The following is a 17,543-nucleotide window of genomic DNA, read 5'->3' on the forward strand; positions in this document are numbered from 1 at the left end:
CTGAAACACCTCGGGTTTCCCCTGCGCACCCACCGCTGTCATCATGATCATGTAAGCACACGCCACCACTTTCTACGGGGGAAGGACCCGAATGAACTTCCGTATGACCCGCGCCCGTCTGGCCACCGGCGCGGTGAGCGCCGCCGTCGCGGGTGCGCTCGCGGTGAGCGCTTCGCCGGCCTCGGCGTCCGCGGCCGGCGGCTATGTCAACGGAGGCGGCTCGTTCTACGACGACTTCGCCGACGAGGGCACACTGTCGACCACGTCGTACAAGGACACCAACGCGACCTGCCTGTGGCAGATCATCCTGTACGCGGAGGGTGTCAAGGAGAGCGACGGAACCCAGTTCGACTGGGCCGACATCGACGGCAAGTACGGCTCGAACACCGCGTACGCCACCAAGCAGCTGCAGAAGGCCTGGGGCCTGACGCAGGACGGCAAGGTCGGCAACAAGACGTTCGGCGCGGCCGATGACAAGTGGAACTCCACCACCGGGGCGGGCGAGCTGGAGTACCGGAGCACCGGATCGACCGACGCCACCAAGTACAAGCTGCGGTACCACGGTTCGCGCTACTACTTCGACATCTACCGCACCACGAACGGCAAGTACCGCTTCTACCACAAGAACGTCTGGCAGTACGCGAGCTACAAGAACAACAGCAGCTGCAGCTGACGGCTGACGGCTGACCGCAGCGACTCCCTGGAGGGATTCGCCGAAGAGGGCTCAGGCGCGGGTCGGGAACGCCGCCAGCGCCTGGGCCCTCGGGTTTTCGCTACGGCGTCATGGGATGAGACGGGCGCTGGATGATGCCGGCCGTGACGTCTGGCTCGGCGGTCCGGCGGTACTGCCGTCAGCCCTCCGATCCCTCCTCCTCCCCGGCCGCGTCGCCGATGGCAACACGCAGGTCATGCATGCCCTGCATGATGTCGATGAGAGCTTCCTCCGCCCCGCTCAGGGCCCGCCGGGTTCCCTCCACATCACCTCGATCGGCGTGCAACTGGGCACTGAGGGTGAACAACGCCGTCATCGCGGCAGCGAAGGACGCCTCCCGACCCGGAGGCGGCTCCTCCGCCTCGGATTCCGAGACCTGCATGGCAGTGCGCTGCAGTCGGTTCGTCAGAACGTTGACCGCAAGGCCGGGGTCAGCACCCAGCTGATCTGTCCAACCGAGCATCGTGTCGAGGACGTCCTCGATCTCCCCCTCCGCAGACAGACGCGTCGCGGCGGTGATCTCCCACTCTGCCTTCGCCAGCAGACTGCCCAGCAGCCGCAGACGGTCCGCTTCCTGCGGTCCCTCGGGCCGCGCGTCCGGTTCCGCCACCGGTGGAGCCCCTAGAGCGACCAATGCCGCATTGATCTGTTCAGCGCTCACCGGCCGCTCACTTCTGATACTCACACCCCTAGCTTCGCTCCATGGAGGCGCGATCGCCCGCCCACACACCGACGGAACACCGCAGGTTCAAAGGTTCCAGGTCTCCCAGGTAGCTCTCGGCCACCCATGTGGCCCAAGGCTCATGGCCGGCGCCGGAGAGGCGGCGTGCATGCGGCGGCGTCCCGGAAGGGCGCGCGACGTACTGAAGGGCGTAGGCGACGTCCGGTCCAGGGGCCTTCAGAGGCCTCGCAGCGCATCTGTGAACTTGTCAGCCCGACGGGGTCCGCGCAGGCTCGGTCGAGGGCGTCTCCTGCCGCGATGAGTTCCGGCCGGGTTGCGAGTCTGTTCCGGTGAGCGTCGTAGGACGTCGTACAACGCTGCCCGGCACGAGACACCACGGAGGACACCATGACGACCACACCGGACGACCCGACCACCGCGCTGCCCGGCCGCCCGCCCGTCGTCGACCTGGCCACCTGGCAGGCCGCCCGTGACGAGCTCCTGGTCCGCGAGAAGGCCTACACCCACGAGGGCGACGCCCTCGCCGCGGCCCGCCGCCGGCTGCCGATGGTGGAGCTCGACGGGACGGTCGAGGTCGTCGGACCCGACGGCCCGGTCCCGTTCCTGGACCTGTTCCAGGGCCGCGACGAGCTCGTGGTCTACAAGCACATGTGGTACGACGGCGCGCCGCACCAAGGACAGTGCGAGGGCTGCACCACCACGGCCTGGCACCTGAAGGACGCCGTCTACCTCAACGCCCGCGGCGTGTCGTTCGCCATCCTGACCACGGGCCCGTGGGACGAGGTGGCCACCTACGTCGAGTTCATGGGTTACACCCAGCCCTGGTACTCGGTGCGCGAGGTGGACGCGCCGGTCGGCGGAGACATGGGTTACCTCACCTGCTTCCTGCGCGACGGCGACCGCGTGTTCCTCACCTACTCCACGACGGGCCGTGGCAACGAGCGGGTCAACGGGTCCCTCGGCCTCCTCGACATGACGCCCTACGGCCGTGGCGAGGCGTGGGAGGACAACCCCGAGGGCTGGCCCGAGGGGCAGAACCCGTGCTGGTCCTGGCGCTCGGACGCGGACGGGAACGCCACCTGGGGCCCGACGAGCCGCCCCGTGCCGCAGTGGACCCGTCCCGGCGCACCCCCCGTGGAGACCCTCGGCCGGCACGGCCACCACCACTGACGTGCCTTCGTCCGCGGCGGGATCGCCTGGCGGGCCCTGCCGGCCGGCTTCCCGCCGCACCGGATCGTCTACGCCCTGTTCCGCCGGCGGACCCGCGTGCGGGCGTGGTGCCGGATCCATGCAGCGCTGTGCGAACGTGCGCGTCTGGCCGACCGACGGGCGTGGCCCAGCGCCGACCGCGGCCGTGAACGACTCCCAGAACTGCGCAGGACGGCCGGGGTGGGCTCGCTCGGGGTTGTGCAGCAGGACCAGGTCCAGCCGCACCCACTGAGTGCTTCGGTCGGCCGCTGAGCAGTTGTGCTCAGCATGGATCCGCGTCGGCGAAATCAGAGAAAGAGGGAAGCCTCAACCGGCGACCGGAGTCACCCCAGCCACGCTCCCTCACGCATCAGGACTCTGCCGAGCAGCTCCGGCTCGCCACGCCAGGCGAGCACGGTCTTCGGCGCCACGCGTATATAAAGAAAAGAGCCTTCCTCCGCACGTGGATCCCACCCGAACTTTTCGGCGAACGCATCCGCGGCGTCCTCCGGCACGCCCCGGTCCGAGAAGCACTCCGCCTCCCCCTGCAGGAGCACCACATCGAAGGTGTCCGGCAATGCCAGGCGCACACGGGGCTCGTTTCGCACGTTGCGGGCACTCGCGGAGGTCTCGCCGGTGCACATCCACACGGCCTGCCCGTCCCACCAGAACCACAGCGGCACTTGGTGCGGGCCGCGATCCGGATGGGCCGTTGATACCCATATATCCCGTTCTCGAGAGAGCCGTTCAAGAGTGTCGCGCCTGCGCTCCCGCACATCACGACGAGCGATTCCCGTGGTTTGCATGAAAGCCGACCCTAATCAGCGGTTCCGAAGCGCGCATGAGGCGTTGGTCCTACTCCCAGCGACCGACGAGCCACTCGGCCCGTCGACAGGGGCGCCGTCCACGGTTCGTGAACGTGATCCCGGCGATCGGCGCCGCGTGGTGTCGCCGTTGCGACATGCCGCCCGCACCTGGGTGACCCTGCGCGTCACGGCTCGCGACGCCGCCGGGAACACGGTCCGCCAGACGGTGCAGCGCGCCTACACCCTGAAGCGGTAGGCGCAATTCGCCGGGGGCGCGCGGCCTGCCGTGCGCCCCCTTTGCTCCACACTCCCATGTAGTACGGTATTCAACCGTCGAACCCCAGGGTCGGGGAGGAGGTCCGTGGTGCTGGAGGTCGCCGGCGTCTCGCACGAGGAAGAAGCCGTCTACCGGCTGCTCGTCACGTCCGGCCGGGCCACCCCGACGGACCTGGCCCGGCGCGCCGGGCTGCCCGACGCCGAGGCCGCGCGGATACTCGACTCGCTGGCCGCCAAAGGCCTGGCGAGTCATACGGACGGGACGCCCCGCGTGTTCCAGGCCGCTCCCCCTGACGTGGCACTCATGCCCCGGCTCAAGCGCAGCGCCGACGCGCTGGAGCTGGCCCGGGTCGAGGCCGCCCGTCTGGTCGAGTCCTACCAGGGCACGATGCGCAGACACGACTCCGGCCAGTTGCTGGAGGTCATCACCGGCGCGGAGGCCCTGCGTCAGCACCTGAGGCAGATCCAGGCCGGCGTGCAGGACGAGATGCTCTGGTTCTGCAAGGCCCAGTACGTGGCCATGCCGTCGGGCAGCAACGCGGAGGAGTTCGAGGCGCTGGCCCGGGGCGTACGCTACCGGGTGCTGTACGAGAAGGCGTTCTTCGACGACGAAGGAGCCGTGGACAACGTGGTGGCGGGCGTGCGGGCCGGGGAGGTCGCCCGGGCCGTGCCGCACCTGCCGCTGCGCCTGGCGATCGCCGACCGCTCCGTCGCCGTCTTCCCCCTCGTGGCGGGTGGACCGCACGGCAGCCCGGAGGAGCCCACCACCGCGCTGGTCAGGGACAGCAATCTGCTCGCGGCCCTGATCGCCCTGTTCGAGTGCTACTGGGAGGACGCCGTCCCCCTGAACGTCGACGGCACCGGCGCCATCTCGGGGACGGACGGAGCCGGGCCGTCCGACGCACTCTCCCCCACCGACCGCCAGCTGCTGTCCCTGCTGGTGGCCGGAGTGGCCGACAAGGCGATCGCCTCGCAGGTGGGGCTGAGCCGGCGGACCGTCCAGCGCCGGATCCAGGGCATGATGGAGCGCGCCGGCGCGGCGACCCGGATGCAACTCGCCTGGCAGGCCGCACGCCGCGGCTGGCTCTGAGCCGGTCCGTCCGGCGGGTTGAGCCCAAGCCACGGTCGCCGCTGCGCACCTTGGCCTCCTCCTTTCAGTCCCCTGGTCCCCTGGTCTTCGCAGCTCTCGCACGCATGCACCAGCCCATCACCGGGCGAGGGTCCACCGGCGGCGCTCCGCTTCTCGGCAGTCGGCGGCTGCCGGCCCCTCCGGCCGCCGGCGCGGCTCCTTGGAGGGCGTCGCTGCTCGGCCACCGACCGGGCCGGGTTCCCGTCGCGGCTCCCATCCGGCAGTAGCGCGGTTGTGCCATGGCGCAGGTGCGCCAGCCCAGCCCATTGCCGGCGGCGGAGGGTGGCTCCATGATCCGAACCACCTCCCGTTCGTCCACCGCCTTAGGGGTTCCCTTTGCCCGAAAAGCCTGATTTCAGACCGGGGTTGCTGGCTCTCAGCATGGCCACCGCCCTGTGTCTCGGGGCCGTACCGGCCACAGCCGCTGCCCCCGCAGACGCCGCCCTGTCCGTGCCTGCGGAAGTCGCACAGCGCTCACCCGACGGCGCCATGCACACCGTCACGTTGATCACCGGTGACAAGGTCACCATCGGTACCACCGCCGACGGCACCGTCGTCCGGTCCTTCGAAGCCGCGAACGGCACAACTGCGGGATTCCACCGCGCCGTCATCGACGGTGCGACGTACGTGTATCCCGACGCCGCCCTGCCCTACGTCGGCACCGGAAAGCTGGACAAGCAGTTGTTCAACGTGACCGGGCTGATCGCCGACGGCTACGACGACGCGCATGCCTCCCGGCTGCCGCTGATCGTGAGCTACACCGACGCCGCCGCCAGGTCCCGGACACAGCCGAAGGTCACCGGTTCGGACGTCGTCCGCCGACTGGACAGCATTCGGGGTGCCGCGCTCGCGCAGAACCGCGAGCAGGCCCCGGCGTTCTGGTCCGCGCTCACCGGGGCTTCCGGGGCGGCGGCCGCCCGCTCGGCGAAGCCGGCCTTCACGGGCGGCATCGCGAAGGTCTGGCTCGACGCCAAGGTGAAGGCCGACCTGGCCGACTCCACCGCACAGATCGGCGCACCGCAGGTCTGGGCGGAGGGGAACACCGGCAAGGGCGTGAAGGTCGCGGTGCTCGACAGCGGCGTGGACGCCGAACACCCGGACCTGACCGGGCAGATCGACGCCAGCGCCAGCTTCGTCCCCCACGAGGAGGACGTCGCCGACTACAACGGCCACGGCACCCACGTGGCCTCGACGGTCGCGGGCACCGGCAGCGCCTCCGACGGCAAGGAGCGAGGCGTCGCCTCCGGTGCCCGGCTGGCCATCGGCAAGGTGCTGGACACCGAAGGCAGTGGCCAGGAGTCCTGGATCATCGCGGGCATGGAGTGGGCCGCCCGGGACCAGCACGCCAAGATCATCAGCATGAGTCTGGGCGGGAGCGGCGACGCCACCGATCCGATGAGCCGGACCGTGGACCGGCTCAGCCACGACACCGGTGCGCTGTTCGTCGTAGCGGCGGGCAACGGAGGCCCGCACGCCATCAGCAGCCCGGGTGCCGCGGACGCCGCGCTGACCGTCGGTGCCGTGGACGCCAAGGACCAGCTGGCCGATTTCTCCAGCCAGGGTCCGCGTGACGGCGACGCCGGGCTGAAGCCCGAACTCACCGCACCCGGCGTCGACATCGTCGCGGCGCGCTCGCACTACAGGCGGGGCTCCGGCTACTACACCACGATGAGCGGCACCTCGATGGCCACGCCGCACGTCGCCGGAGCCGCCGCACTGCTGGCCGCCGAGCACCCCGACTGGACCGGCTCACAGTTGAAGGAGGCGCTGGTCAGCAGCGCCAAGGCGACCCCGTCGTACACGCCGTACCAGGCGGGCGCCGGCCGGCTCGACGCGTCGGCGGCGGCGCACGCCTCGGTCTTCGCCACCGCCGACGCCTACTCCGGCTTCCACACCTGGCCCCCGAAGCCGGGAGAGACAGACGTCCAGAAGGTGACGTACACGAACGTCGGTGACACCCCGGTCAGCCTCGACCTGGCGGTCGACGGCACCGTCCCGGCAGGGCTGTTCACCCTCTCCGACGACCGGATCACCGTTCCCGCGAACGGTACGGCCTCGGTCGACCTGACCGCGCACCTGGACGTCCTGCCGGCCGACCGGCCCGTCAGTGCCGTGGTCACCGGCACGGACAGCGCCGGTGCGGTCCGGGCCCGGACCCTGATCGGCGCCGCCAGGGAGGGACAGCGGCAGAACCTGACCGTCGTCGCGAAGGACCGGTCCGGCCGGCCGCTGACCGGCAGGGTCATCCTCACCGCCGAGAACCTCTTCACGGTCATGGATCTCGACCGGTCCGGCACCGGCACGGTGCGGCTGCCCGTCGGCAGCTACAGCGGATGGCTGACCGCCGACGTGGAGGGGGCCGACGGGCCGCACTCACGGGGCATGGCGCTGCTCGCCTTCAACGACGTGCAGCTGGACAAGGACCGCACCGTCACCCTGGACGGCCGCAGGACCCGCCGGATCCTGGCCCGCGTACCGAAGCAGGTCACCGCTGTCGCACCGCGCCTGGACGTCCATCGGTCGTTCACCGACAGCCTGGTCGAGTCGTCCATGCTGCCCAACGAGTCGTACGACAGCATCTGGGCGCTGCCGACCGGCAAGAAGGTCAGCACCGGAGAGTTCGAGTTCGGTGCCCGCTTCCGCCTCGAACAGCCGGCGCTGACCGTGGGCACGGCGTCGGAGGATTACGCCGATCCGCTGGTCAAGCGGTCGGCCAAGCCACTGCCGGACGGCACCCGGACGCTCATGGCGGTCTACGCCGGCGAGGGCACGGCGCAGGAGCTGGCCCAGCTGGACGTTCGGGGCAAGGCCGTGGTGGTCCGGGGCAGCGACCCGGCAGGGATCAAGGCACAGGCGGAGGCCGCAGCGGCCGCCGGCGCCCGGGTGCTCCTGGTCGCCAACGAGGGCGCCGGCCGGCTGCAGCCCTGGGACGAGACCCCGTGGAGCCCCGAGAGCACGGCACCGCTGACCGTGGCCACCCTCAACGCCGACCAGGGCGCCGACCTGATCGGCTCACTGCGGCACGGAGCAGTCAGACTGAAGGTCACTTCCCACCCGACCACGGACTACCTCTACGACGTGGTGCACCACTGGTCCGGCGCGGTCCCGGTGGACCCGACCTGGCGGGAGGAACCGAAGGACCTGGGCAAGGTGGACGTCTCATTCCGCAATTACCGTCCGGGCAAGGCAATGGAGTTCCGCGCCGACGTCTGGCGGGGCTGGGCCGTCGGCAACCAGCTCACCGCACCCGCCCAGGGACAACGGACCGACTGGGTCACCTCCGGCGCCGCCTGGCTGGACGACGCCTTCATCCGGAGCGAGACCGGGCAGCACTCCATCGACGTCCTCCACTACCCGGCGCGGAGGACCGGCAAGGTCAGCTGGTTCGGGCCGATCCAACGCCCCCGGATGGGTCCGATCGGCTACCAGCCCGTGCGCTACCTCGACACCATGTACATCACCGCCCCCGGCTGGGGTGACTCCGGCGCCGGACATGTGGGCGAAGCCGGCGCCAACTTCGACGTCAAGGACTGGATGGCGCTCTACCAGGGCGACCAACAGCTCGACTGGGGCAACGCCGAGTGGCTGCAGGTTCCCGGCCTCGGCGCGGAGCGGCTGCCCTACCGGTTGGTGATCGACAACGACCGGGGGACCTGGGCCGATCCGTACTCGACACACACCCTGACCGAGTGGAACTTCACCTCCGCGGTCACCGGGGCCGAGTCGACCGAGTCCTTGCCGCTGATCCAGCTCGACTACGGCGTGGACACCGACACCGCCGGCCGAGCGGATCGGCGTGCCCGGCTGACGGTGACGGCCTCGCACCTGCCCGGCACCACGGCCGCAATCGGAAAGCCCTCACTGGAGGTCTCCTACGACGACGGCAGGAGCTGGCGCCCCAGCGACCTGACCCGCACCGGTGACGGCTGGCGGACCAACCTGAGCGCGCCGGAGTCGGCGGACTTCGCCACCCTTCGGGTCACCTCCCGGGACAACGCCGGGAACACCGTCTCCCAGACGATCACCCGGGCCTTCGGACTGCGCTGAGATCACCGACGGCTATCAGCCGTGCGGGGCTCTGCCGGGGGCTCCGCACGGCCACGCGCCCGGGCTCGCTCCGGGGCGGGTGCGCTTCGGCAGGCTCACAGCGAGCCGAGGAATGCCCTGACAGCTGCAGCGAACTCCGCTGGAACGGTTTCGTGGACGGTGTGCCCGGCCAGGAGTTCGACGAGCCGGGTGTGAGGGCGCCTCGCTGCCATGTCCTTCGCGTGCCCGGCGCTGAGGACCGTGCTGCGGCTGCCGCGGATGAGCAAGGCCGGGCAGTCACTGGCGAGCCAGTCGTTCCAGTGATCCCCGTTGAGGTGCTGCTGGGAGGCGTTCATGTCCTTCGGGTCGAAGGCAAGGCCCCATCCGTCGGGGTACTCACGCACGGCGTCCTTGAGGTAGCTCGCCGACGGGCCGAGCTGTTCCAGCAGCTCGGCCCGAGTCGGTGCCCGGTGTGGCCAGGACAGGCCGAAGGAGAGGTCGTCATCGGCTTCGGCGCCGATGTCCTCGACGATCAATGCGTCCACGAGCCCCGGGTACCGGGCCGCGAGCTGGTAGGCGTTGACGCCTCCGAGGGAGTGGCCGAGTACCACCGCGCCGTCGATCGCCAGATGTTCCAGCACGGTCGCAGCGTCCTCGACGTAGCCGTTGCGGGAGAAGTCGGCGGGACGGTCGGAGTGACCGTGTCCACGCTGGTCGAGGGCGATGACCCGCCAGGAGTCGCCCAGCTCCCGGGCCAGGTGCGTGAAGGTGCGGCCTTCTCCGAAGTGCCCGTGCAGGGCCAGCAGAGGGCGTCCCGGACCACCGAAGTCGAGAAAGGACAGGCGATGCCCGGCCACCGTCGTGGCCGCGCGCTTCGGTTCGGTCGGGATCCTCGGCGTCATGGTCGTCAGTATGCGGTCCTGGCTTCCGTGTTCTGCAGCTCGGGCAGGACGTCGAGGAGGCCGGCTGCGACAGCGCCGGGTCGGTCGGCTACTGACGAGCAGTGACCCCGGTGAGGATGAGGTCAATGCCGGCGAGGAACTCTTCTCGGTCGTCGTGATCGCGTAGTTGGTCTGCCACGTTTCGGGTGAACGCGTATTCGTCGATGTGCATGACGCCGGATCAGGTTCACGACCTGCTCGAACAGCGGAAGCAGCTGCTCCGCCTTGCGGATCCCACCGCCGACGACCACTACATCCCATGGGCGCTCGGTCATGGACGCGACGAGGGTGGACTCGGCCGATTCATCGAACACGATCACTGTCATGGCCGCCTCTATGCCGTGCTCGCCGAACCGGGCCAGTTCCGCATCGAGAGCCGCGCGGAGAGCCTTCCCGTCGACGCCGGGTATCGCTTGCGGGTCGTAGCCAACAACAAGTGCGGAAGTCATGCGCCCAACCTGCCGAGCACCGCCCGAACATGGTCCGAGGGACGGGCCCCGGACGATTGATTCCAAGGGGTCAGTCGGGTGGCGCCGATGCTCGCGATGGCGGTCGGTAGTTCGTTCAGCAACTTCCGTGGGAGGTTGGTGCGACTTCCGTTCAGCGTGGCCGCAGCCCGTCGAAGACGACCTCGAAGATCCGCTCCCGGGGCGCCGGATCCGCTCCGAGCTGTTCCATCGCCCTGCCGACGCCGGCCAAGAGGGCGATGAACTCCGGCAGGCCCAGCTCCGGGCGGACCGCCCCTGCCTGTTGCGCCCCGGTCAGTAGATCGGCCAGCCGAGCCTGGATCTCCATGGTCGAATCCTGCAGGGATGCGTGTACGTTCACCCCCGCCGCCGCGAGAGCCTGGGTGAACTCGCTCTTGCCCGCGGACTGTTCCACCACCAGACGGAAGCAGGCGAAGAAGGCTTCGGCAGGCCCGGTCTCGGCGGCCAGCTGCGCGGTCTGGGCTGCCATCTCCTCCAGCCTGCGCACCATCACCGCCTCCAGCAATGCCTCCTTGGTCGGGAAATGTCTGAAGAGCGTGCCGACCCCGACCCCGGCGATGCGGGCGATCTCCTCGGTCGGCACGCTGACGCCGCGGGCGGTGAACACCTCCGTGGCGACATCGAGCAGCTTGGCCCGGTTGCGGACCGCGTCCGCACGCAGCGGGCGCTCCTGAGCGCCACCCATCCCTCTCCCATCCCTTCGCCGTCCACGGCAGAACCACCCTGGACAACCGGACTCTCCAGTCCGTATCGTAAAAACGGAGTCACTAGTCCGATTCTAGCCGTGGATCCCACCGGAGGCTTGTCATGCCTGAAACGCTGTCACCGCGCGAGGTCTTCCAGAAGCTGATCGAGGGCATCGGCGCAGGGCGGTTCACGGAGCTGGCCGAGCTCTATGCCGAGGACGCCGTAGTGGAGACCGTCTTCGAGCCGGTCGGTCCGCGCCGGGTCGAGGGTCGGGCCGCGCTCAAGGAGCGGTTCGCACAAGTCTCCACGAGTTCGCCCGTGGAACTGACCCCGGCGAACGTGGTCGTCCGGGAAACCGACGACGCAGAGGTGGTCGTCGCCGAGTTCGACTACCAAGTGCACCACCGGTTGACCGGGCGGACGTTCAAGGCCGCCAACATCCAGGTGCTGCGGGTCCGCGACGGCCTGATCGTCAGCAGCCGGGACTACCACGACCACCTTGCCCTCATCGTGGCCGGCGGCAACCTGCCTCAGCTGGTGGTGGCGCTGGAAGGCAAGTAGCACGAGTGCGATGCTCGGGGCCAGGGACCTCTGGATCTCGGATGGGCGCCGACGCCAAGGGCAGCGCCGCCCGCACCGGCCAACCCGACGCGTCCGTCGACGTCGTGATCTCCGTCAGCAGCCTCCTGCTCCGGCCCGGCCTCCCCACCGCCCTCGCCGGACTCCACCGCGTGCTGCGCCCGGCGGCCGCATCCTGCTCTCCCTCCATGAGAAGTGGCTGCCCATCGGCCTTCCCGCTCTCGCGAGCACTGTGCAAGAGGCCGGCAGCCGGACGACACCGTCGGGGAGATGACTTGTGGCTCGTCGGCATGTCTCACCCTGGCCGCCGAGGTCCTGTCTGACATGAACGTTCTTGTCCTCTACCGCCGTTGGACCGGTGGGGCTGGGACGTCACGTGGCGTTCTTGGCGGAGCCTCGCCAAGCGATGCCCCCGGAAACGTGCATGCGTACGGCATCTCGCCCATGCCAGGATGGCGTCGGAAAGCGAGGTCTCGTGGACGAGTTGAGCCGATTTCGCCTGGCCCTGGACGCATGGGCGGCCGGCGGAGCGGGGGCGGGTGCGGCTGCCGCGATGGCGCGGGAGCTGGCCGGCGGTGGTGTGCGGACGATCGTGCTCGTCGAGGGGAGCAGTGACCAGGTCGCGCTCGAAGCGCTGGCCACGCGCTACGGCCGCGACCTCGGTGCGGAGGGTGTCGCGGTAGTGCCGCTCGGAGGTGCGACGAACATCGGGCGTTTCCTGGACGTGTGCGGCCCTCCGGGGCTCGGCCTCCCACTGGCCGGCCTCTGCGACATCGGCGAGGAGCGGCACTTCCTGCGACATCTGGAGCGGGTCGGGCTCGGGACCGGTCTCACGCGCGCCAGACTGGAGACACTCGGTTTCCATGTGTGCGTCGCCGACCTGGAGGACGAGCTCATCCGCGCTCTCGGTGCTGAGGACGTGCAGCAGGTGATCGAGGCCCAGGGTGAGATGCGCCCCTTCCACACTTTCCAGGGCCAGCCGGCACAGCGGGAACGGCCCGTGGAGCACCAGCTGCGGCGCTTCATGGGCACGCACAGTGGTCGTAAGGCGCTCTACGCGCAGGCTCTGGTCGCGCATCTGGACCTCGCGCGCGTTCCCCGGCCGTTGGAGCGCCTCCTCACGCACGTCTGACACGGCCGACGCCCTCGCCGTGCCGGCGGGGCCCGGTAAACCCTCGCCAGCCGGATCCGCCATCACGGCGGCTTCCTGATCTGCCCGTGCATCAGGTCCAGGTCACGATGCTCTCGGGCCTGGCCGCTGACCAGAGCATCGATCCCCCAACACCCGCACCCATCCAGATGTCCGCCTTGGCTTGTCGCAGCCGGCGAGGGCGCACGCCGGCTGCCCGGCGCGACGGTGCAGCCCCGCTCGGCCAGCAGGGGCCGCACCTCACCGGCCGGATACAGCACCGCGCAGCGTCCGGTCTCGTCGGTCCGCGTCTTCCGACGCACAGGGCCTGTCCGGCTGATCATGCCGGAATCGAGGGGCCTGGCACGCCCATATGCGCTGATGAGGCGCTGTTGGCTGAAGCCGGCCTGCTACGACCTCGAAGGTCCGCGGTCAGCCATGGGTATCAAAGCCGTGGTGATCGAGTGCCGCTCGGATCTGGCTGAGCCACTCTGTGCCCAGCCGGCGCCCGTTGGGGAGTTGGTCGCCTCGATCCCAGCGCCACGTTGTGACCATCGCCAGCACGAGGACCCGGCACTCGCGCAGCAAGTCCTGGTCGACGCCCGGATAGTGCTCGCTGACTTCCTCCGGGGCATGGGCGAGGTCGAATTCGACGGGCCCACGGCAACACGTCTCAAGGTCTATGAACAGCAACCCGTTCTTCGTGGTGAGCACGTTGCCCGGGTGCGGCTCGCCGTGCAGCAGCTGCTCGGCGCCGCCGCGCTCGCCGATCACTCGTCTCAGGTTTCGCAACGTGTCGCCGAGCAGCTCCCGGTCCGCGTCGGCGAGCGCCGGAGTCTGGTCGCGGTTCGCCACGAGTTGTTGAGCCTGCTCGACACGATCCGTGAATTGCGGCGTCGGGACATCGAGCTTGCGCATGCCGACATGCAGCCGCTCGAGCGCATGGGCGTAGTCGGCCGGTGAGACCTCTCGAGGCGTCACCGGTTCGTAGTAGGTCCATAGCGTGACCACGAAGCCATCACGCTCGTAGACGCGTGGCTCCACTCGAGGCTCGAGAGCAGCCGCAGGACACCCGGATTCGGCGAGCCGCTGAGCAAGCTCGACCTCGAACTGTGCGACCTGATGCGCTACAGGTGCCACCCGGGCCAAGACGTCACAAGGCAGCAGACGCAGGGTGAGCTTGTTCGAGTCATGAAGAACGATCACGTCGTTGACTGTCAGGCCGAGTGATGAGGCGGTCGACATGGCCGCGGCCACCGCACGCGGGACCTCTGACGCCTCCATCGTCGCCTGGCCTCTCTCCCTTTCCCGCCGCCACAACTCTCCAAGCGAGTCTATTGAGACGCTGCCGTATGTTCGGGAAAGTCTGGGGCATGGAGTACTTCTGCCACCACCGCGACCGGCCCGGATCCCTCACGTTACGCAACGAGCTGCTGGAAAAGCACTGGTCCTACATGGACCGGTACGAGAAGGAGATGGTCGCTCGCGGCCCAACCTTCGCCGGTGACGGCGAAACGCCCAGCGGCAGCGTGCACATCGTCGACTTGCCGAATCCCGCTGCCGCCCGCGCGTTCGCCTTCGACGAGCCCAACTACCAGGCCGGCGTGTACCGGGATGTGCTGCTGCTTCGGTGGCGCAACCTGCTGGGGCGCACCATGTGGGATTTCCCTGGTGGCCGGACCGGTGGCCATCGGTACCTGGTGCTCGGCCTCGGCTCGGGGCAGTCCGCTGACGTCGACGTGCCACCCCACCGGGACGATCTGATCGCTTACGGGTCACTGTTGTCCGACGACGGCGCCACCTGGCTGGGTACAGCGGCGCTGGTCCGGGCCCTGGACCCGGACACGGCACGCGCCGTCCTGACTGCGGACCGGTACGCCGACATCGAGGTCCACGACTGGGAGTTCGGCGGGCGGCGATGACCCAAGGACCCTCCACGCCGACGGTGCCCGGCTGTTGAGTGCTAGGTGACCCCGGGGCGCACCAGGTCGCCTTGCGTCGCTTCGCCGGCATCGTCTCCCGCGACCGCGTCCCGTGGCCGCTGTTGCCGACGCCGGGCGGCGGGTGCCGGGGCAGTGAGGACGGCAAGGCACGCGATGACGAGTGCGATCCCGGTCCAGCCGGCAGCGGGGAGGCGTTCACCGACGACCAGAACGGCGAGTACGGCGGCAACGGCCGGTTCGAGCAGAGACAGTGTGGTGGCGGTGCTGGCGGGTACGTGGGTGAGTCCCCAGCCGAACAGGACGTAGCCGGCGAACATGGGGATCAGCGCCATGTAGGTACCGACGGCCGCGTTGGACCAGGAGCCGATGAGCGGGGCGCCGGTGACCAGCAGGACGGGCACCAGGAGCAGCCCGCCGAGTCCGAACACGGCACCCATCGCCGCGCGGGAGGGGATCTGGCGGGTGATCAGCCGGTGTGCGGCCCATGAGTAGAGGGCGTACGTCGCGGCGGCGACCAGGCCCAGGCCGATACCGAGCACTGTGGCGGCCACGGATGCCTGTGCCGCATCGTCGGCGGCGTGGGCGGCTTCGGCGACGCACAGCAACGTGGTGCCGAGGAGGCCGAAGGTGGCCGCGAGCGTCCATCGGCGGGTGAGCCGGCGGCGGTCCAGGACACGTTCGATCACCGCTGAGGCCAGTGGGGCGGTGCCGATCGACACCACCGTGCCCACGGCTACTCCGGCCAGGTGCATGGAGCTGTAGAACGCCAGGGGATAGACCGCCACCGCGACGGCGCCGAGAAGTACCGTGCCGTGCTGGTCGCGCAGGCGGGCGGCGTGGCGGGTGATCTGCCGGACGGCGACGAGGGCTTGGAGGAGTCCGCCCAGGCCCATGGCGACAGCGCCGATGGCCAGCGGGCCCACGTCCGGGGCGAAGGTGGCGGCCGTGCCCGTCGTCCCCCACAGCACGGAGGCGGCCAGCACACACAGGGCCCCGATCCCCGCGTTCCGGCCGCGCTCGCTACCCTTCACAGCCGGTCCAGCAGGGTCGCGGCGAGCGAGCGGGCGTGCTGGAGGCGTTCGCCGTCGCCTTCCAGGCCGGCGCGGGCCATCGCGCCCTCCAGCAGGAAGGCGAGGTGCTCGGCCATCGCATGCGCCTCCTCGGGGCGGCCGGGCAGCAGCTCCTCCAGGTGGCCGACGATCAGGTGCTCGACCTCTTCCTTGTGGGCGCGCACCACGGCCCGGCCTTCGTCACCGGCCGGAAGCTCGGCGGCGGCGTTGAGCAGGCCGCAGCCACGGAAGCCGTTCTCGTAGGCGAACGCCGCGTGGTCCGCGTACGCGTCGAAGACCGCCAGAACACCCTCGCGCGGGCTCCGGGCGCGCTCCAGACGGGCCCGGTACAGGCCGAGCCATTCCTCGTGCCGGGCGTCCAGATAGGCCCTGACCAGGTCGGCCTTGGAGGAGAAGTTGTTGTAGAGGCTCATCTTCGCCACGCCGGCCTCGGCCGTGATCGTGTCGATGCCGGTCGCCGCCACCCCGTCGGCATAGAACCGGCGAGCCGCCGCCTGCAGCAACCGCTCCCGCGCAGGCCGCCGCCTCCCGCTCCCCGCCATGCTCACGTCAGTCTCGCTCATCTCAGCCCAAACTAGGTAGGTAGGTCTACCTAGACTAACGCCGTGGCGGGAATCGCGGAAGCGGGGCCGCGCGAATGCGGCACCCGCCCCTTCGGTCGGCTGCTTCGAGTGCCCACACATCCGCGGGTGGGGAGACCCGGCGGGAGGAGGGGCAGCCCTGACGGTGACCTCCGGGGTCCGGTTGGCCCAGTCGGGGCACCTGCGGGTACCTGCGCAGCCGCGGGCCGAGCGCGGAATCGTCCGTGACACCGGGGGCCCCGGACTCCAGCCGAGCGAGAAGTCTCTGGCCCGAGCGCACAGCCGAGCAACCGACGAAACTCGCTCACGAGGTGACGGAATACACGGAGCGGCAACAAGCCGAGAGGCCTGCTCATCCCCCAGCCCCGCTCCGGGCGGCAGTGGGCCGAGCGCGGTGGGAAGCACCAGGATCCCGACCGCGAGCCCCGGCCCCGACGGCACCGCCGTCGGCGGCACCACCTCTGTGCGCGAAAGCGTGCCAGATCAGTACGCGGAGTTGACGTTGTCGATGGAACCGTAGCGGTGGGCGGCGTAGTTGGCGGCCGCGGTGATGTTCGCCACCGGGTCGGTGACGCTGTGGGCGGTGCCGGCGACGTGGTAGGCGTTGAAGGTGGGGTCGATCACCTGCAGCAGGCCCTTGGACGGGATGCCGTTCTGCGCATTGATGTCCCAGTTGTTCTGGGCGTTGGGGTTGCCGCCGGACTCCCGCATGATGTTGCGGTGCAGGCCGTCGTAGCTGCCGGGGATGCCCTTCTCCTTCATGATCGCCAGGGACTGCTTGATCCAGCTGTCCAGGTTCCCCGCCTTGCCGGTGGCGCCCTTGGGGTCGGTGTGGGCATCGCGCGAGGGAGCCGCGATGCCGTGGGCGGCCCGGGGTGCCTCGGCGGCCTGCGCGGAGGCCGGCATCAGGGTGAGAGCGGCGGCTGCGGCACCGGTGGTGGCGAGGCCGGTCAGGGCGAGGGTGCGCAGGCGGGCAAGGCGGCGGGTGGCGGTGATCGCGGTCATGAGAAAGGGACTCTCCTTCGAGACGTCTTAGAGGCGCCGGCCGGTGTCGGTCGCGGCCTGTAGGGCGTCGGGGCGAGGGCCCCGTGCTGCCGGGGGGTGCGAGGCAGGCCTGGCGGTGTGCGCCGGGTCCGTGTCGCGCTGTGCGGCAACGAGGAACATGGTTAGCGGCGGCCGGAGACGGTGGCAAGGATGTGACGTACTACCCGACTTCGGAGAGATGCCCGAAATTGACCCATTAGGCGGTCTTTAGGGCAGCTCGGGGCAGGGTGACTCTACGATCCGCGATAGGACGTGACATGGG

At 69.8% G+C, this 17,543-nt stretch carries 16 protein-coding genes; 7 read left to right on the forward strand and 9 right to left on the reverse strand.

What is annotated here, in order from left to right; genetic code table 11:
• Window positions 1–91: 91 nt before the first annotated feature.
• A complete protein-coding gene (locus tag ABZ471_RS37210; protein ID WP_359072881.1) occupies window positions 92–673 on the forward strand; it encodes a peptidoglycan-binding domain-containing protein in 582 nt (193 codons plus the stop codon).
• 178 nt (window positions 674–851) lie between these two features.
• Here the strand turns inward: ABZ471_RS37210 and ABZ471_RS37215 are convergent, their stop codons facing one another.
• Entirely contained in the window at window positions 852–1,373 is a 522-nt protein-coding gene (locus ABZ471_RS37215; protein ID WP_359072883.1) for a hypothetical protein, read from the reverse strand.
• A gap of 408 nt (window positions 1,374–1,781) precedes the next feature.
• Here ABZ471_RS37215 and ABZ471_RS37220 point away from each other — a divergent pair, with 408 nt between their 5' ends.
• Window positions 1,782–2,564, forward strand: coding sequence for a DUF899 domain-containing protein (locus ABZ471_RS37220; protein WP_359072884.1), 783 nt, complete (start codon window positions 1,782–1,784; stop codon window positions 2,562–2,564).
• Between the two features lie 362 nt (window positions 2,565–2,926).
• On the opposite strand, the gene ABZ471_RS37225 is transcribed toward ABZ471_RS37220, so the two are convergent.
• Window positions 2,927–3,388, reverse strand: a complete 462-nt coding sequence (locus ABZ471_RS37225) for a pyridoxamine 5'-phosphate oxidase family protein (protein ID WP_359072886.1) — start codon at window positions 3,386–3,388, stop codon at window positions 2,927–2,929.
• A 361-nt stretch (window positions 3,389–3,749) separates the two neighbouring features.
• On the opposite strand from ABZ471_RS37225, the gene ABZ471_RS37230 reads away from it, so the two are divergent.
• Together ABZ471_RS37230 and ABZ471_RS37235 are read left to right on the forward strand one after the other, a co-directional pair.
• The gene (locus ABZ471_RS37230) at window positions 3,750–4,754 is read left to right on the forward strand and encodes a helix-turn-helix domain-containing protein (RefSeq protein ID WP_359072887.1); all 1,005 of its coding nucleotides are present in this window, start codon (window positions 3,750–3,752) and stop codon (window positions 4,752–4,754) included.
• Between the two features lie 420 nt (window positions 4,755–5,174).
• Window positions 5,175–8,840: a S8 family serine peptidase gene (locus ABZ471_RS37235; RefSeq protein ID WP_359072888.1), complete on the forward strand. Its 3,666-nt coding sequence runs from the start codon at window positions 5,175–5,177 to the stop codon at window positions 8,838–8,840.
• A 95-nt stretch (window positions 8,841–8,935) separates the two neighbouring features.
• On the opposite strand, the gene ABZ471_RS37240 is transcribed toward ABZ471_RS37235, so the two are convergent.
• From ABZ471_RS37240 to ABZ471_RS37250, 3 genes are all read right to left on the reverse strand, one after another.
• The gene (locus tag ABZ471_RS37240; protein WP_359072890.1) at window positions 8,936–9,721 is read right to left on the reverse strand and encodes an alpha/beta hydrolase; all 786 of its coding nucleotides are present in this window, start codon (window positions 9,719–9,721) and stop codon (window positions 8,936–8,938) included.
• Window positions 9,722–9,843: 122 nt separating this feature from the next.
• The gene (locus ABZ471_RS37245; RefSeq protein WP_359072891.1) at window positions 9,844–10,209 is read right to left on the reverse strand and encodes a hypothetical protein; all 366 of its coding nucleotides are present in this window, start codon (window positions 10,207–10,209) and stop codon (window positions 9,844–9,846) included.
• Window positions 10,210–10,360: 151 nt separating this feature from the next.
• The gene (locus ABZ471_RS37250; protein WP_359072892.1) at window positions 10,361–10,933 is read right to left on the reverse strand and encodes a helix-turn-helix domain-containing protein; all 573 of its coding nucleotides are present in this window, start codon (window positions 10,931–10,933) and stop codon (window positions 10,361–10,363) included.
• 122 nt (window positions 10,934–11,055) lie between these two features.
• Here ABZ471_RS37250 and ABZ471_RS37255 point away from each other — a divergent pair, with 122 nt between their 5' ends.
• Window positions 11,056–11,496, forward strand: coding sequence for a nuclear transport factor 2 family protein (locus ABZ471_RS37255; RefSeq protein ID WP_359072893.1), 441 nt, complete (start codon window positions 11,056–11,058; stop codon window positions 11,494–11,496).
• 493 nt (window positions 11,497–11,989) lie between these two features.
• Complete coding sequence (locus ABZ471_RS37260) at window positions 11,990–12,646, forward strand: ATP-dependent endonuclease (RefSeq protein ID WP_359072895.1); 657 nt, start codon at window positions 11,990–11,992, stop codon at window positions 12,644–12,646.
• Window positions 12,647–13,075: 429 nt separating this feature from the next.
• Here ABZ471_RS37260 and ABZ471_RS37265 read toward each other — a convergent pair whose 3' ends face one another.
• Window positions 13,076–13,927, reverse strand: a complete 852-nt coding sequence (locus ABZ471_RS37265) for an aminoglycoside phosphotransferase family protein (protein ID WP_359072896.1) — start codon at window positions 13,925–13,927, stop codon at window positions 13,076–13,078.
• Window positions 13,928–14,016: 89 nt separating this feature from the next.
• On the opposite strand from ABZ471_RS37265, the gene ABZ471_RS37270 reads away from it, so the two are divergent.
• Window positions 14,017–14,565, forward strand: a complete 549-nt coding sequence (locus tag ABZ471_RS37270) for a YciI family protein (protein WP_359072903.1) — start codon at window positions 14,017–14,019, stop codon at window positions 14,563–14,565.
• 41 nt (window positions 14,566–14,606) lie between these two features.
• Here ABZ471_RS37270 and ABZ471_RS37275 read toward each other — a convergent pair whose 3' ends face one another.
• From ABZ471_RS37275 to ABZ471_RS37285, 3 genes are all read right to left on the reverse strand, one after another.
• Window positions 14,607–15,617 (reverse strand): DMT family transporter, encoded by a 1,011-nt coding sequence (locus ABZ471_RS37275; protein WP_359072898.1) that lies wholly within the window; start codon window positions 15,615–15,617, stop codon window positions 14,607–14,609.
• Complete coding sequence (locus ABZ471_RS37280; RefSeq protein ID WP_359072900.1) at window positions 15,614–16,219, reverse strand: TetR/AcrR family transcriptional regulator; 606 nt, start codon at window positions 16,217–16,219, stop codon at window positions 15,614–15,616. Before ABZ471_RS37280 ends, ABZ471_RS37275 begins: the two co-directional genes overlap by 4 nt.
• A gap of 501 nt (window positions 16,220–16,720) precedes the next feature.
• The gene (locus ABZ471_RS37285) at window positions 16,721–17,242 is read right to left on the reverse strand and encodes a transglycosylase SLT domain-containing protein (RefSeq protein ID WP_359072902.1); all 522 of its coding nucleotides are present in this window, start codon (window positions 17,240–17,242) and stop codon (window positions 16,721–16,723) included.
• Window positions 17,243–17,543 lie beyond the last annotated feature (301 nt).

The organism is Streptomyces sp. NPDC005728 (assembly GCF_040630895.1).
GTDB lineage: Bacteria > Actinomycetota > Actinomycetes > Streptomycetales > Streptomycetaceae > Streptomyces.

Excerpts from the sequence above, each read along its gene's own strand:
- ABZ471_RS37210 (WP_359072881.1), top strand. The coding sequence starts at position 92 with ATGAACTTCCGTATGACCCGCGCCCGTCTGGCCACCGGCGCGGTGAGC.
- ABZ471_RS37220 (WP_359072884.1), top strand. The coding sequence starts at position 1,782 with ATGACGACCACACCGGACGACCCGACCACCGCGCTGCCCGGCCGCCCG.
- ABZ471_RS37225 (WP_359072886.1), bottom strand. The coding sequence starts at position 3,388 with ATGCAAACCACGGGAATCGCTCGTCGTGATGTGCGGGAGCGCAGGCGC.
- ABZ471_RS37235 (WP_359072888.1), top strand. The coding sequence starts at position 5,175 with ATGGCCACCGCCCTGTGTCTCGGGGCCGTACCGGCCACAGCCGCTGCC.
- ABZ471_RS37240 (WP_359072890.1), bottom strand. The coding sequence starts at position 9,721 with ATGACGCCGAGGATCCCGACCGAACCGAAGCGCGCGGCCACGACGGTG.
- ABZ471_RS37245 (WP_359072891.1), bottom strand. The coding sequence starts at position 10,209 with ATGACTTCCGCACTTGTTGTTGGCTACGACCCGCAAGCGATACCCGGC.
- ABZ471_RS37250 (WP_359072892.1), bottom strand. The coding sequence starts at position 10,933 with ATGGGTGGCGCTCAGGAGCGCCCGCTGCGTGCGGACGCGGTCCGCAAC.
- ABZ471_RS37255 (WP_359072893.1), top strand. The coding sequence starts at position 11,056 with ATGCCTGAAACGCTGTCACCGCGCGAGGTCTTCCAGAAGCTGATCGAG.
- ABZ471_RS37265 (WP_359072896.1), bottom strand. The coding sequence starts at position 13,927 with ATGGAGGCGTCAGAGGTCCCGCGTGCGGTGGCCGCGGCCATGTCGACC.
- ABZ471_RS37270 (WP_359072903.1), top strand. The coding sequence starts at position 14,017 with ATGGAGTACTTCTGCCACCACCGCGACCGGCCCGGATCCCTCACGTTA.
- ABZ471_RS37280 (WP_359072900.1), bottom strand. The coding sequence starts at position 16,219 with ATGAGCGAGACTGACGTGAGCATGGCGGGGAGCGGGAGGCGGCGGCCT.
- ABZ471_RS37285 (WP_359072902.1), bottom strand. The coding sequence starts at position 17,242 with ATGACCGCGATCACCGCCACCCGCCGCCTTGCCCGCCTGCGCACCCTC.